The organism is Micromonospora sp. LOL_023, assembly GCF_048060115.1.
Lineage (GTDB): Bacteria > Actinomycetota > Actinomycetes > Mycobacteriales > Micromonosporaceae > Micromonospora_E.
The window spans coordinates 1-13,500 of record NZ_JBHMIM010000030.1 but is presented as its reverse complement, the minus strand read 5'-3'; the positions used below and the strand labels follow the sequence as shown (position 1 = coordinate 13,500).

Here is a 13,500-nt window from a genome sequence, read left to right as displayed (position 1 = left end):
ACCGGCAGGGCCACACGCGGGGGATCGCGGGGCCCGCCGGCTAGCAAGGGAGGACGTCATGGCGGTCTTCACCAGACCACGCCGAGCCTTCGCGCTCGCCAGCGCGATCGGGCTGGCACTCGCCTCGACGGCGTGCGTTTCGGAGACTGGTAGCAGCGCGGACCCGGATTCCGAGGAATGCGCCCCGTTCAGCGACTACCAGGGCAACGAGGGCGAGGTGACCATCTACGCCTCCATCCGAGACGCCGAAGCGGACCTGCTCGAGGAGTCATGGAGCCAGTTCGCCGACTGCACCGGCATCAACATCCGCTACGAAGGCAGCGGCGAGTTCGAGGCCCAGCTGCAGGTACGGGTCGACGGCGGCAACCCGCCGGACATCGCCTTCATCCCGCAGCCGGGTCTACTCGGGCGCTTCGCCGAGGCCGGCCAGCTGCAGGCCGCCAGCGATGAGACCAGGGCAATGGCCGAGGCGAACTACAGCGAGGACTGGCTGGCGTACGGCACGGTCGACGGCACCTTCTACGGCGCCCCGCTCGGCTCCAACGTCAAGTCCTTCGTCTGGTACTCACCCAGCATGTTCGCGGACAACGGCTGGACCGTGCCGGAGAGCTGGGACCAGCTGATCGAGCTGAGCGACCAGATCGCGGCCAGCGGCACCAAGCCGTGGTGTGTCGGTGTCGAGTCCGGTGACGCCACCGGCTGGCCGGCCACCGACTGGATCGAGGACATCATGCTCCGGACCCAGACTCCGGAGGTCTACGACCAGTGGACCACCCACGAGATCCCGTTCAACGACCCGCGGGTCGCCGAGGCCGTCGACCAGGCCGGGTCGATCCTCAAGAACGAGGAGTACGTCAACGGCGGGTTCGGCGGGGTCTCCAGCATCACCGCGACCGCCTTCCAGGAGGCTGGCACCCCGATCCTGGCCGGCGACTGCGCGCTGCACCGCCAGGCCAGCTTCTACGCCAACCAGTGGCCGGCGGGCACCGAGGTGGCCGAGGACGGCGACGTCTTCGCGTTCTACTTCCCGACCAACGACCCGAGCTCCGGCCAGCCGGTCCTCGGCGGCGGTGAGTTCACCGCGGCGTTCGCCGACCGTCCCGAGGTCCAGGCCGTGCAGACCTACCTGGCCTCGCCCGAGTACGCCAACAGCCGGGCCTCGCTGGGCAACTGGGTGTCGGCCAACACCGGGCTGGAAATCTCCAACGTGGAGAACCCGATCGACCGGCTCTCGGTGGAGATCCTGCAGGACGAGAACACCACGTTCCGCTTCGACGGGTCCGACCTGATGCCGGCCGCCGTCGGCGCCGGCACGTTCTGGCGCGGCATGGTCGACTGGCTCAGCGGTCAGAGCACCGCCGAGACCCTCGACTACATCGAAGGTTCCTGGCCAACCAACTGACACGACGCGGCCGGTCCGCCCCGGATGATCCGGGGCGGGCCGGCCGCCCCATAGCCAGGATCAGTCGACACACCGTTGGGAGGGCGGATGTACTTCGACGTCGCAGAGCAGATCCCGAAGCTGATCATGCTGCTGTACGGCCTGCTCGCGTTCGCAGTGATCGTCGGCGGCCTGCTGCTGCTGCTCGACGCCGTACCGAGTTGGTTCGCCCGGCGCCGCGAGCAACGGTTGATCGCGGCCAGTGCCGGCGGCGGGTCGGTGCCGGTCGGTCGACCCTCACGCAGCTCCGAGGGCCTGTTCGGGCTGTTCTTCCTCTTGCCGGCGCTGCTGCTGCTGACAATCGGCCTGGTCGTCCCGGCCCTGCGGACGACCGTGTTCTCCTTGATGGATGGCCGTAGCGAGAACTGGGTGGGCCTGGACAACTACCGCTGGATGTTCGCCCAGGACGAGATCATCCAGGTGCTCGTCAACACCCTCATCTGGGTGTTCCTGGTGCCCACGATGGCGACCGCGATCGGCCTGATCTACGCCGTACTGGTGGACAAGGCCCGGTTCGAGGCCGTGGCCAAGTCACTGGTCTTCATGCCGATGGCGATCTCGTTCGTCGGTGCCAGCATCATCTGGCGCTTCGTGTACGCCTACCGGGGTGGCGAACAGGAGCAGTACGGCCTGCTCAACTACGTGGTCACCCTGTTCGGCATGGAGCCGCAGCGCTGGCTGCAACTCAACGCACCACTGAACACCCTGCTGCTGATCGTGGTGATGATCTGGATCCAGGCCGGGTTCGCCATGGTGGTGCTCTCCGCCGCGATCAAGGCGATCCCCGGCGACATCATCGAGGCCGCCCGCCTCGACGGGGTGAACGCCTGGCAGATGTTCTGGCGGGTTACCATGCCGAGCATCCGCCCGGCGCTGATCGTGGTCGTGGTGACCATCTCGATCGCCACCCTCAAGGTCTTCGACATCGTCCGGACCATGACCAACGGCAACTACGACACCGGTGTCATCGCCAACGAGATGTACAACCAGGCGTTCCGCTACGGCCAGAACGGCCAAGGCTCGGCCCTCGCGGTGTTCCTGTTCGTCCTGGTCATTCCGATCGTCATTTATCAGATCCGCAACCTGCGCAAGCAGCGGGAGGTGTGACAGCCATGACCACCAGCACACCCCCCGTGGCCGCCCCGGCCACCAGCGGGGAGGAACAACCCCGTACCCGCGTCGGCCGGGTCCGCAAGCGGCTCAACACCCCGACGGCGACGATCGTCGCGATCGCCATCGCCGTGATCTGGACCATCCCCACCTTCGGCCTGTTCGTGTCGTCGTTCCGGCCAGCGGAGGAGATCCGGACCACCGGCTGGTGGACCTTCTTCACCAATCCGCAGGTGACCCTGGACAACTACCAGGACGTGCTGTTCGGCCGATCCTCGTCCTCCGGCCAGCTGTCCAGCTACTTCATCAACTCACTGGTGATCACCCTGCCGTCGGTGCTGTTCCCGCTGGCGTTCGCCGCGCTGGCCGCGTACGCGCTGGCCTGGATCAACTTCCGGGGCCGGGACCTGATCTACATCTGCATCTTCGCGCTGCAGATCGTGCCGCTGCAGATGGCCCTGGTGCCGCTGCTGCGGTTCTTCTCCGTGGGCACCACCATCGGTGGGGTCACCATCACCCCGGCCTGGGGGCTGGACAGCTACGAACGGTACGTCCAGGTCTGGTTCGCCCACACCTGTTTCGCTCTGCCGCTCGGCGTCTTCCTGCTGCACAACTTCGTCTCGCAACTGCCGAAGGACCTGATGGAGGCGGCCCGGGTCGACGGCGCGACCCACCCGAAGATCTTCCGGACGATCGTGCTGCCGCTGATCGCCCCGGCGCTGGCGGCGTTCGGCATCTTCCAGTTCCTCTGGGTCTGGAACGACCTGCTGGTCGCGCTGATCTTCGCTGGCGGCGAGAGTCGGGTGGCGCCGCTGACGGTACGGCTGGCCGAACTCGCCGGCACCCGTGGCGACGAGTGGCAACGGCTGACGGCCGGCGCGTTCGTCTCGATCATCGTGCCGTTGATCGTCTTTCTCTCGCTGCAGCGGTACTTCGTCCGAGGCCTGCTTGCCGGCAGCGTCAAGGGCTGACCGCCGACCGCGGCCACGCGGAGGCGAGGTGATGATCCATGACCAGAATCGACGACGTGGCCCGATTGGCCGGAGTCTCCACGGCGACCGTCTCCCGGGCCCTGCGCGGTCTACCGACGGTCACCGAGGCGACCCGGCTCCGGGTCCTCGACGCCGCGACACAGCTCGGATACATCGCCTCGCCGAGCGCCTCCCGGCTGGCCGGCGGCAAGACTCGGGCCGTCGCCGTCGTGGTGCCCCGGATCACCCGCTGGTTCTTCAGCACCGTGGTCGAGGCCGCCGAGGACGCACTGCAGGAGGCCGGCTACGACCTGCTGCTGTACAACCTCGGCGGCCGGGAGAACGCCCGGCAGCGGATGCTGCACACGGCGAATCTGCATCAGCGGGTCGACGCGTTGATGCTGGTCGCCACCCCGCTGCAACAGCCCGACTTCGCCGCCATCTCGGCGCTGGAGATGCCAGGGGTCACCGTCAGCTCCGGCACCGGGGTCCCCGGCTGGCCGAGCATACGCATCGACGACATCGGCGCCGCCCGTACCGCCACCACGCACCTGCTCGGGCTCGGACATCGCCGGATCGCGCACATCTCCGGCAACTCCGCCGACGAACTGGCCTTCACCACTCACCTGGACCGCCGCCGGGGCCACCAGGAGGCACTGGTCGCCGCCGGGCTGACCCCGGACCCGACGCTGGACGTGGAAAGCGACTTCACCATCGGCGGTGGCGGCCGGGCCACCAGGGACCTGCTGCGCCGTGATCCGCTGCCCACCGCGATCTTCGCCGCCTGCGACGAGATGGCGCTCGGCGCGATCGCCGCGCTCCGCCAGGCGGGTCTGCGGGTGCCAGCCGACGTCAGCGTCGTCGGCGTCGACGATCACGACGTCGCCCGGGTGGTCGGGCTGACCACGGTCGCCCAGCCCGCTGCCGAACAGGGCCGGCTGGCCGCCCGTACGCTGCTCGGGCCGTTGTCCGGCGCGGCCCGCGACTGCGCCGCCGCCAGCGTGATCCTGCCCACCCGCCTGGTCCTGCGGGAATCGACCGCGCCACCACGGGAAAACGGGTAACCACCCGACCCGACCTGGTAGACCACGTACGGTGCTCAGCGCCCCCGGACAGACAAGCCGTCGACCGAACTGAGGAGTGCATTCGGTGAACACGCCAACGACCCGTACCCGTGACGGTGCCGACACCGATTGGTGGCGGGAGGCGGTGATCTACCAGATCTACCCGCGGTCGTTCGCCGACTCCGACGGCGACGGCATCGGTGACCTGCCCGGCATCATCGCCCGACTCGACCACCTGGTCGCCCTCGGCGTCGACGCGCTGTGGCTCTCGCCGTTCTACCCGTCGCCGCAGGCCGACGCCGGATACGACGTGGCCGACTACCGCGACGTGGACCCGATCTTCGGCCGCCTTGCCGACGCCGACCGGTTGATCACCGAGGCGCACGACCGGGGCCTGCGGGTCGTCGTGGACCTGGTGCCCAACCACACCTCGTCGGCGCACGCCTGGTTCGTCGAGGCCCTCGCCGCCGCACCCGGCAGCCCGGCCCGCGACCGGTACGTGTTCCGCGACGGCCGGGGACCCGGCGGCGACGAGCCGCCGAACAGCTGGCGGTCGGTCTTCGGCGGACCGGCCTGGACCCGCACCGACAACCCCGACGGTACGCCGGGACAGTGGTACCTGCACCTGTTCGACGCCGGGCAGCCGGACCTCAACTGGGACTCCAAGCAGGTACGCGACGAATTCGTCGAGATCCTGCGGTTCTGGCTCGACCGGGGTGTCGACGGCTTCCGGGTCGACGTCGCACACGGGCTGGTCAAGCAGGCGGACCTGGCCGACTGGCACTACCCGGAGGAAACCACCTCCGGCGGCCACGTCGAGCAGCCACGCCCGCCGATGTGGGACCAGGACGGCGTACACGAGATCTACCGGCAGTGGCGCACCGTACTGGACGCCTACCCCGGTGCACGGATCCTGGTCGCCGAGGCATGGGTGCAGCCGGCGGAGCGGCTCGCCGCCTACGTCCGCCCCGACGAGATGCACCAGGCGTTCAACTTCGAATACCTGGAGGCGGCATGGAGCGCTGAGGCGCAGCGTACGGTGATCGGACGGTCGTTGGCCGCCGCCGACGCGGTCGGCGCCCCCACCACCTGGGTGTTGTCCAACCACGACGTACTGCGCCACGCCACCCGGCTGGCGTTGCCGGTCGGTGCCCCCCGGCCGCGCGGGATCGGCACCGACGACCCGCAGCCGGATACCGCGTTGGGGCTGCGTCGGGCCCGCGCCGCCACCCTGCTGATGCTGGCCCTGCCCGGTTCGGCGTACCTCTACCAGGGTGAGGAGCTGGGCCTGCCCGAGCACACCACGCTGCCGGACGAGGTCCGGCAGGACCCGACCTGGCTGCGCAGCGGCCACACCGAACGGGGCCGCGACGGCTGCCGGGTGCCGATCCCGTGGGAGGCCGACAGCCCGTCGTACGGCTTCGGCCCGACCGACGCCAGCTGGCTGCCGCAACCGCCGATCTGGGCCGAGTACGCCCTCGACCGCCAGCGTGATGTGCCGGGCTCCACGTACGAGATGTACCGCACCGCGCTGCGGCTGCGCCACGAACACGGCCTCGGCCGCGGCGGGCTGCGCTGGATGGAGTCGCCCGACGACGTACTCGCCTTCCGGATCGGCTCCGGGACCGACACCGGGGCCGAGACCGGCGGCGAGGTGATCGTGGTGACGAACCTCAGTGCCGGGCCGGTGGCGCTGCCGCCGGGAACCGAACTGGTGCACGCCAGCGGCCCGCTGACCGCCACCGGACAGGTGCCGACCGACGTCACGGCCTGGGCCCGGCGGCGCGCTCGGTGAGCAGGGCGTGCACGTCGGCGATGTCGCGCGGGGTGGTCCGCGACGCCAGCCAGTACATGATCCCGGTCGGGATGAAGAACAGCTGGAAGACGGCGAGCCCGACCGCGTAGTTCAGCGGCGGCGGGACCACCCCACCGACCGCCCGCAGGGCGACCGGCAGCAACGCGTTGCCGGTCGCCCGACCGACCCCGTTGACCAGGTTGCCGAGGCTGTAGACGGTGCCCCGATGCTCCGGCGGGTTGACATCGGCGATCAACGCGAACCAGTTCGGCGAATTCGCTGAGGTCAACGCCAGGGCGAGCAGGGCGGTCAGGAAGCTCAACCCGATCGTCGGCTCGGTCAGCACGCCGCGCAGCACGGCGGCGGTCACCGCACCCGCGCCGGCACCGTCCGGTACCTCGATCCGCATCGGGACGAAAAACAACACCAGGTAGAACGGCACCGCCGCGAGGATGCCGACCGCCGCGACCAGGGCCCGACCCCGAGGGGTACGCCGTTGCAGCCGGTCGCCGACGAGTCCACCGACGATCGACAACGCCCCGCCGAGCTGGAACAACGTGGCGAAGACACTGCCGACGATGATCGCCGTACCGGCGGTGTAACCCTGGTCCTCGGCGCGGGCCCGGAACAGCGCCGGCAGCCACACCAGCGAACCGAACGCGATCTGCGCGGTGAGCCCCTGCGACACCAGCCAAATGTTGGTCCGCCGCCTGGCGATCGTCGGCAGGTCGGCCCGGCTGATCCGGTGCTCGTACTCGCCGCCGGTGGCGAACCGACCGGCCAACTCGGGCTCGCTCTGCCCACGCCGCACGTCGTAGGTGAACAGGTACGCGACCGTCGCGACCAGCCCGGCCGCGCCGAGAACCAGAAACGGCCGACGCCAGTCGGCGTGCCCGAGCAGCCCGCCGAGCAGGGTGCCGGCGAGCGTGCCGACGCCCTGCGACAGCCCCCAGAAGCTCATCACCAGGCCCCGCCGGCCGGGGGTGATCAGATCGCTGACCACCGAGAAGCCGACCGAGGCGACCGCGCCGAGGCCGACAGCGGCGACCAGCTGCGCGGCGCAGAACAGCGGATAGCTGCCGGCGAGGGCGGTACCGGCCGCGCCGAGGCCCCAGATCACCGTGCCGGCCATCAGCAGCGGTTTGCGGTTGCCGTGGTCGCCGACGTACGCCCAGCCGACCGCGGCGATCGCGGCGACCAGGAAGGTCGCGGCGGTAACCGCCCCGATCGCCCCCTCCGGTACGGCGTACGTGTCGGCGATGCTGCCGTACAGCGGCGGGACCAGGCCGATCGCCACGTTGTCCAGCGAGGCGAGCACGATGAACACGACGACGCTGTAGATGCGATGCGCCCGCCCACCGGTCACCGACATGCCGATGAGTATGGGTCAGCGCGCCGTCGGTCGGTGCGCGGGCCACCGTCAGCCGAGGGGAATGCCCAGCCGACCCGACCGAGGGCGTGGTCACCCTCCCCCACCAACTGGGCATGTCCGGCGAGGCGGCTCGGGTCCGGGTTCCGCTGGGCGCGAACCTACTGGCGGTGTGACCGACGGTATTGGAATGCTTTCGGGATGGCCGTTCGGGAAGCCCTGCCGTCGCTCGTTCGGTCGTCGCCCTACTGGCCGGTGGTCAGGCACCGGGTTCTGCGGCGGCTACTTCCGGGGTTCGCTCTGTCGTATGTGGGCGAGGGCATGAGCCTGCTCGCGGTCAGTTGGCTCGCGATCCAGTTGGCGCCAGAGCGCAGTGCCGGGGTCTGGGTGGCGGTGGCGGTCGCCGCATACACGCTGCCGGGTGCGCTCGGCACCGTGCTGTTCGGCCGGCTGCTGAACGGCCGCAGTGGTGCCCAACTGGCGGCGTGGGACGCGGTCCTGCGGGCGGTGGTACTGGCGATGATCCCAGTGGTCTACCTCGCCGGAGCACTCGACATCGCGCTGTACGCCCTGCTGCTGGGCCTTTCCTCGCTGTTGCGGTCCTGGGGCTCGGCGGGCCGGTTCACCCTCATCGCCGAACTGCTGCCGCAGGAACACCGCCTGGCGGGCAATGCGCTCATCGGCCTGTTCGCCGAGGCGTCGATGCTGGTCGGCCCGGCATTGGCGGCGATTCTCATCGGGGTCGGCGGTCCCGTCCTCGTCATCGCCGTCACCGCCGCGACCTTCGCCGTCCTCGCGATCACCTACCTGCTCGCCGTGCCGAGAACGGCCCGGGCCCCGATCGAGCAGCGGCAGGCGTCCAGCCTGGCCGGCTTCACCGCGATCTGGCGCGACCGCACCCTGCTCGGCCTGGCCGGCCTTACCTTCGGATTCTTCTTCCTCTACGGGCCGGTGCAGGTGGCGCTCCCGATCCACGCCGTACAGGCACTCGGCGGCTCGGCCGGAGCCCTCGCCGCGTTCTGGACGGTGTTCGCGGTCGGAGCGATCGTCGGCGGCTTCGCCGCCGGCTACCTCCGCCGCTGGCCGCTGTGGCCGACCACGATCGCCATCGTGCTCGGCTGGGGTGCGGCGCTGCTGCCACTCGGCCTCGGCGCACCCACCGGCCTCGCCCTTGCCGCGTTCGCGGTCGGCGGACTGATCTGGGCACCGTTCCCCGCCACCACGATGGCCCTGCTGCAACAGTCGACCGACGGCACCATGAGGGCACCGGTGCTCGCCGCGTACGCCGCCATCGTGACCCTGTCCGTGCCACTCGGGACCATGGCCGGCGGGCCGCTGATCACCGCAGTCGGCGCCCAACCCACCATCGTCGCCTCGGCCGTGCTGACTCTGGCCTTCGGCGCGGCGGCGGCAGGTGTCGCGATGTTCAGGGCGTACCGATCGCGGCGTGGTGGACAGGAAGACCGCGACCAGCCAGGCGAACCCGTAAAAGGTGCTGACAGCTCGGTCCCGATGGTCACAGTCACCAATTCGGTGCGCCAGGATCAGCCCTGATCCACAGGCTTCGGGTCGACGAGGCGGTACGAGGGCAGCCCGCGTCGGCGGATCAGCCACTCGGCGACGATCACGTTGGGCAACCAGCACAGGAACGGCACGGCGGCGTAGGCGGTCTCGAACAGCAGATCCGGATCCGCGTCCGGCCCGGCGAACGGCAACTGGACGACGATGAGCAGGCCGACCCACGAGCGCAGCGTGACGGCGGCGAACGTCAACGCGTAGTTGCGGAACATCCAGGACTGGTGCTGACGCAGGTCCCGCCGCCGTGCGGTGTCGAACCCCCGCCACGCCGTGTACGCCCAGAGCAGCGCCAGTGCGCCGAACCCGAAGAAGCCAACCATCCGGGCGTGGTTGAACGGCAGTATCACCAGCGCGCACGCCGCCGCGACGCCGACGGTGAGCAGATACGCCACGCCGACCGAGCGATGCGCCACCGGCCAGCGGCGGCGCAGCCGGTGGGAGAACTGCCACGGCCCGAGCAGCAGCGCGAGCGATCCGAGGGCGACGTGGACGTAGAGCGCCAGCCGGACCGGCAGCGGCGCGTCCACGTAGGTGCCGGCCAACCCGGCACCATCGTCGGCGAGGGCGCGTAGGTCGGCGCTGGCATAGGTGGACAGCGAGAATCCCGCGATCGCGAGTGAGGTGAGCAGCACCACCGTCCAGCCGGTACGAGACCGCCGCGCCGGTCTGCCGCCGGTTGTCCGCCCCGGTGGTGCCGCCGCCACTGCCGTGTCGCCCATGACCGCCCCCTGGCAAGTATGTAAGTGCCATTTACAATGTAAGCGACGTCAACATACGACCCGATGTTAATGTCGTCAACATGCCAGCTGGAGCGATTCGCCGGACGTACCACCACGGAGCGCTACGGGAGGCGCTGCTGGACGGCGCCCGGGAGTTGCTGGCCGAACGCGGAGCGGAGGGCTTCAGCCTCAACGAGTTGGCCCGGCGGGTCGGCGTCAGCTCCGCGGCGCCGTACCGGCACTTCACCGACCGCGAGGCGCTGCTGTCCGCGCTGCGCGACGAGGGGTACGACACCTTCGGTGCCGCTCAGCGCGCCGCCGCCGCGCAGGCGAGTGACCCGGCCGACCGCATCATCCGCCTGGTCGCCGCGTACCTGCGCTTCGCCGAGGAGAACAATGCGATCTTCGGCATGATGTTCCGACACTGGTCGTGGGCCGAGGTACGGTCCGACACCTTCGCACCCCTGGTGGGGGCGGTGACCGAGGCGCAAGGAGCGGGCTTCCTGCCCGCCGGTCAGTCCGCCACCACCCTGGCCCGCACCATCTGGTGCACCGTTCACGGCCTGACGACCTTGCGCCTCACCGGCGGCCTGACGAAACTCGGCCTGGATGCCCCGACGGACGACTTGATCCGCGACACGTTCGCGGCGATCCTGCGCGACCCGGCCGGCTGAGATTGACGTCGTCGAGGTGACGCTGACGCACGCTATTTCGCCGATTTAACGTGCGTCAGCGTCACCTCACGAGCGGCAGAGAGCCCCGGGACCCTTACAACTGGGGCGGGGTCCCGGGGCTCTGTGTGCTCTGCCTACGGAAAGCGGATCGGTGTGGGCTCAGGCGTACGTCTTGGCCAGCTCGACGAAGGTCGACCAGGACGACGGGGCGAACGCCAACGAGCCGCCGTCGCGGTCCTTGGTGTCCCGGACGTAGACGCGGCCGGGAAGATTGTCGGCCACCTCGACACAGTTCGCCGAGTCGGACTTGGTGCTCTTGCGCCAACGCGCCTCGGTCAGCTCCATGTCTCGATCGCCTCCATGATCATCTCGTGGGACTGCTGGCCGGGCAGAGCGTACCCCCGGATCGTCTCCCAGTCCTCTTCCAGCGCCTCGGTGGCATCCGTGGCCTCGATCAACCGTCCTTCCAGGTGGCCTTCGAGGAAGCCGACCGTCCGGCCGTCCACGGTCGCGAGCACCATCGGCCCGAGCACCCCGGGATAGCCTCCGGTGGTGAACGGCACGATGTGCACCTGCACGTTCTGCCGCTGGTTGGCGTCGGCGATCGCCTTCAACTGGTCGCGCATCACCTCCGGCCCACCCACCGAACGGCGTAACACGATCTCGTCGAGGACCACCACCAGTCGGCAGGCGTTGGTGGCCCGGGTGACGATTTCCTGCCGGTCCAGTCGGGCGGCCAGGGTCGGCTCAAGCTCCTCCGGCTTGGTGTTGAGCGCCTGCAACAGGGCACGTGCGTACGCCTCGGTCTGCAACAGTCCGGGCATCACCATCGGTTGGAAGATCCGCAGCAGTTTCGCCCGTCCCTCGTACTCGACGAACGGGCGGTACCACACCGGGGTCCACTCGCCACGGATGAACTCCCGGTAGAACTTCATAAACGCGGTGCCGTACACCCGGTCCACCGCCCCGAGGTAGTCCGGCAGCGCCGGCCGCTCGCCACGCTCCACCGCCCCGACGTGCGACGCCGAGAAGTGCAGGCGCTCGCCCCAGGACTCCTGGGTGAGCCCCAGCATCTCTCGGACGCGACGGAGGTCCTCTACCAGATACTCGCTCGCAGACATAGCCTTTCACGTCCCTCAATTCATCACTGCGCACCACTGACCGGTGCCGGACATTCCCCGGAGTCACCCGCGTTGATCAATTGCCACCTGGTCGCTCCCGGGCTTCCCCCATCTTCTGTGGTGGGGGGCTGATAGTCCAGGGTGGAAGTCGGCGAACACCACAGTCGACTTCGCTCGGAGGAGAAATGGTGATCAGGAATGACGGCATAGGCGGGACTCCCCGCCTCGCCCGGTACATCACGTTCAAAGCAGCGGACGATGCGGAACCCACACCGGGCCGGCCGCCGCTGCCGAAGCGGACCCCCGGGGAGACCGACCCCGATCAGGACGGGCGGTTCCAGCTCGCCGGCGCGCGCGGCGTGGCTGCCGCCCCGTACGGTGCGGTCGACGACGCCCGGAGCGCGGACCGCACCGGCCGGGCGGCCCGCTCCCCCGCGCTGTCCCGGGCGATCCACGACGCGAACTCGACCGCCCGCACCCACCTGCCGAACCGGACCACCGGCGAATGCCACCGATGCGGCGGCGTCCCCGGGCCGTGCCGGCCGTTCCTGCGGGCGATCGCGATCCTAGACCGGTGGGAGCCGGCGAACGCCCGACGAATCCGCGCCGTCCTGCACCTGTCCGGACTGATGCCCGCCGGCTACCCGCACGACGACAAGGACGAAACCGCAGAGTCGTACGGAGCCCTCGACGATGCCTGAGCCGACCCCGCTGGTGTGCCCCGGTGATCTGGTGGCGCTGCGGCAATGTGACCACGTGGACGCCACCCGCCCCATCCGACTCCGCGTGACCGAGATCTGGCCGTCGCCCGAGGAACACTCGTGGGTGCGGATAGACGGCTGGGAAATCGACCCTGACGAGCCTGACCGCGACGGCAAGGCGGTCAGCGTACGGGCATACAAGGATGCGCTGCGCCGGCCCGGCGCGGTCACCACGGTAGACCTTGGGTACCCGGCCGGACCCCGATAGGCGCCCCCGGGGCGCAGCATTCCCCACCGCTCCCCGCTAGCCGGACCAGAACGGACGCCCGGATCCCATCCCCGTGATCCGAGGTCCGAACCCGTGGCCGGCATCCGGACCCAGGGGTCCGGCAACCCCTGCCCGGGGACACTGGACGGGAGATCCGGGAAGCTGCGCCCCGGGGGTCAACACTCCCGGCGAGCAGCCTCGGCTTTCGATTGCGATGCGCGCGTCCCAGCGACCGACCGCAGCCCACTGCGGTCAAGCCCGACAGCTCAGGGCCCGGGCCGCCACCTCTTCAGGGCAAAAAGGTCAACCGCGACCATGCCGAACAGCTTGGGCCCACGTTCAAAGACGTCCATGTCCGCAAAGTACGGCGTTTCTTCAATGCGGCGGTGCACCGGACGGACAGAAAACAGCCCCAGGAAGATTCCGAAACCGACCACCAAGATCAGTCCAAAAAATATTGGCCTCAGCACCTCTGCTGGCCCTCCCAGCAACAGCGCCAGAATCACGGCAAATACAGCCAAGAAGGCAAGAAGAAAAAGCCGCATTATGATCAACGCGCGCCAGTACGCCCAGGAACCGCGCACGCGCCAGGCAGGATCACCTGAGGAACTCACCATTCAATGAGCCTTTCCGGGTAAGGCTCTGATCACCGGGCGCGGTGTCCGGAACGGTCAAGATGTGTGGGAATC

At 69.4% G+C, this 13,500-nt stretch carries 14 protein-coding genes; 9 read left to right on the top strand and 5 right to left on the bottom strand.

Going from position 1 to position 13,500, the window contains the following annotated elements; translation table 11 throughout:
- The first annotated feature begins 58 nt into the window (after nt 1–58).
- The 5 genes from ACFHVL_RS17275 (at nt 59) to ACFHVL_RS17255 (ending at nt 6,381) form a co-directional block, all read left to right on the top strand.
- Entirely contained in the window at nt 59–1,402 is a 1,344-nt protein-coding gene (locus ACFHVL_RS17275; RefSeq protein WP_416629039.1) for an ABC transporter substrate-binding protein, read from the top strand.
- 87 nt (nt 1,403–1,489) lie between these two features.
- Entirely contained in the window at nt 1,490–2,548 is a 1,059-nt protein-coding gene (locus tag ACFHVL_RS17270; RefSeq protein ID WP_416629038.1) for a carbohydrate ABC transporter permease, read from the top strand.
- Between the two features lie 5 nt (nt 2,549–2,553).
- Entirely contained in the window at nt 2,554–3,522 is a 969-nt protein-coding gene (locus ACFHVL_RS17265; protein ID WP_416629036.1) for a carbohydrate ABC transporter permease, read from the top strand.
- 38 nt (nt 3,523–3,560) lie between these two features.
- Nucleotides 3,561–4,586 carry a LacI family DNA-binding transcriptional regulator gene (locus ACFHVL_RS17260; RefSeq protein ID WP_416629035.1) on the top strand — a complete coding sequence of 342 codons (1,026 nt, stop codon included), beginning with the start codon at nt 3,561–3,563 and terminating at the stop codon, nt 4,584–4,586.
- Nucleotides 4,587–4,662: 76 nt separating this feature from the next.
- Nucleotides 4,663–6,381 (top strand): alpha-amylase family glycosyl hydrolase, encoded by a 1,719-nt coding sequence (locus ACFHVL_RS17255; protein WP_416629033.1) that lies wholly within the window; start codon nt 4,663–4,665, stop codon nt 6,379–6,381.
- Here ACFHVL_RS17255 and ACFHVL_RS17250 read toward each other — a convergent pair.
- Complete coding sequence (locus ACFHVL_RS17250) at nt 6,350–7,753, bottom strand: MFS transporter (RefSeq protein ID WP_416629032.1); 1,404 nt, start codon at nt 7,751–7,753, stop codon at nt 6,350–6,352. The genes ACFHVL_RS17255 and ACFHVL_RS17250 overlap by 32 nt on opposite strands.
- 252 nt (nt 7,754–8,005) lie before the next feature.
- On the opposite strand from ACFHVL_RS17250, the gene ACFHVL_RS17245 reads away from it, so the two are divergent.
- Nucleotides 8,006–9,304, top strand: a complete 1,299-nt coding sequence (locus tag ACFHVL_RS17245; protein WP_416629124.1) for an MFS transporter — start codon at nt 8,006–8,008, stop codon at nt 9,302–9,304.
- Here the strand turns inward: ACFHVL_RS17245 and ACFHVL_RS17240 are convergent.
- On the bottom strand, nt 9,295–10,047 hold the full coding sequence (locus ACFHVL_RS17240) for a DUF2306 domain-containing protein (RefSeq protein ID WP_416629031.1): 753 nt from the start codon (nt 10,045–10,047) through the stop codon (nt 9,295–9,297). The two genes, ACFHVL_RS17245 and ACFHVL_RS17240, sit on opposite strands and share 10 nt — an antisense overlap.
- An 80-nt stretch (nt 10,048–10,127) precedes the next feature.
- On the opposite strand from ACFHVL_RS17240, the gene ACFHVL_RS17235 reads away from it, so the two are divergent.
- Nucleotides 10,128–10,721, top strand: a complete 594-nt coding sequence (locus ACFHVL_RS17235) for a TetR/AcrR family transcriptional regulator (RefSeq protein WP_416629030.1) — start codon at nt 10,128–10,130, stop codon at nt 10,719–10,721.
- A gap of 159 nt (nt 10,722–10,880) precedes the next feature.
- Here the strand turns inward: ACFHVL_RS17235 and ACFHVL_RS17230 are convergent, their stop codons facing one another.
- A complete protein-coding gene (locus tag ACFHVL_RS17230; RefSeq protein ID WP_416629029.1) occupies nt 10,881–11,066 on the bottom strand; it encodes a DUF397 domain-containing protein in 186 nt (61 codons plus the stop codon).
- On the bottom strand, nt 11,057–11,842 hold the full coding sequence (locus ACFHVL_RS17225; RefSeq protein ID WP_123600323.1) for a helix-turn-helix domain-containing protein: 786 nt from the start codon (nt 11,840–11,842) through the stop codon (nt 11,057–11,059). The genes ACFHVL_RS17230 and ACFHVL_RS17225 overlap by 10 nt, the downstream gene beginning before the upstream one ends.
- Nucleotides 11,843–12,030: 188 nt before the next feature.
- On the opposite strand from ACFHVL_RS17225, the gene ACFHVL_RS17220 reads away from it, so the two are divergent.
- Both ACFHVL_RS17220 and ACFHVL_RS17215 read left to right on the top strand, forming a co-directional pair.
- A complete protein-coding gene (locus ACFHVL_RS17220) occupies nt 12,031–12,543 on the top strand; it encodes a hypothetical protein (protein WP_416629028.1) in 513 nt (170 codons plus the stop codon).
- Nucleotides 12,536–12,811 carry a hypothetical protein gene (locus tag ACFHVL_RS17215; protein WP_416629027.1) on the top strand — a complete coding sequence of 92 codons (276 nt, stop codon included), beginning with the start codon at nt 12,536–12,538 and terminating at the stop codon, nt 12,809–12,811. Before ACFHVL_RS17220 ends, ACFHVL_RS17215 begins: the two co-directional genes overlap by 8 nt.
- Before the next feature lie 266 nt (nt 12,812–13,077).
- On the opposite strand, the gene ACFHVL_RS17210 is transcribed toward ACFHVL_RS17215, so the two are convergent.
- Complete coding sequence (locus tag ACFHVL_RS17210; protein ID WP_416629026.1) at nt 13,078–13,428, bottom strand: hypothetical protein; 351 nt, start codon at nt 13,426–13,428, stop codon at nt 13,078–13,080.
- Nucleotides 13,429–13,500: the final 72 nt, after the last annotated feature.

Excerpts from the sequence above, each read along its gene's own strand:
- ACFHVL_RS17275 (WP_416629039.1), top strand. The coding sequence starts at position 59 with ATGGCGGTCTTCACCAGACCACGCCGAGCCTTCGCGCTCGCCAGCGCG.
- ACFHVL_RS17270 (WP_416629038.1), top strand. The coding sequence starts at position 1,490 with ATGTACTTCGACGTCGCAGAGCAGATCCCGAAGCTGATCATGCTGCTG.
- ACFHVL_RS17265 (WP_416629036.1), top strand. The coding sequence starts at position 2,554 with ATGACCACCAGCACACCCCCCGTGGCCGCCCCGGCCACCAGCGGGGAG.
- ACFHVL_RS17260 (WP_416629035.1), top strand. The coding sequence starts at position 3,561 with ATGACCAGAATCGACGACGTGGCCCGATTGGCCGGAGTCTCCACGGCG.
- ACFHVL_RS17250 (WP_416629032.1), bottom strand. The coding sequence starts at position 7,753 with ATGTCGGTGACCGGTGGGCGGGCGCATCGCATCTACAGCGTCGTCGTG.
- ACFHVL_RS17240 (WP_416629031.1), bottom strand. The coding sequence starts at position 10,047 with ATGGGCGACACGGCAGTGGCGGCGGCACCACCGGGGCGGACAACCGGC.
- ACFHVL_RS17235 (WP_416629030.1), top strand. The coding sequence starts at position 10,128 with ATGCCAGCTGGAGCGATTCGCCGGACGTACCACCACGGAGCGCTACGG.
- ACFHVL_RS17230 (WP_416629029.1), bottom strand. The coding sequence starts at position 11,066 with ATGGAGCTGACCGAGGCGCGTTGGCGCAAGAGCACCAAGTCCGACTCG.
- ACFHVL_RS17225 (WP_123600323.1), bottom strand. The coding sequence starts at position 11,842 with ATGTCTGCGAGCGAGTATCTGGTAGAGGACCTCCGTCGCGTCCGAGAG.
- ACFHVL_RS17215 (WP_416629027.1), top strand. The coding sequence starts at position 12,536 with ATGCCTGAGCCGACCCCGCTGGTGTGCCCCGGTGATCTGGTGGCGCTG.
- ACFHVL_RS17210 (WP_416629026.1), bottom strand. The coding sequence starts at position 13,428 with ATGGTGAGTTCCTCAGGTGATCCTGCCTGGCGCGTGCGCGGTTCCTGG.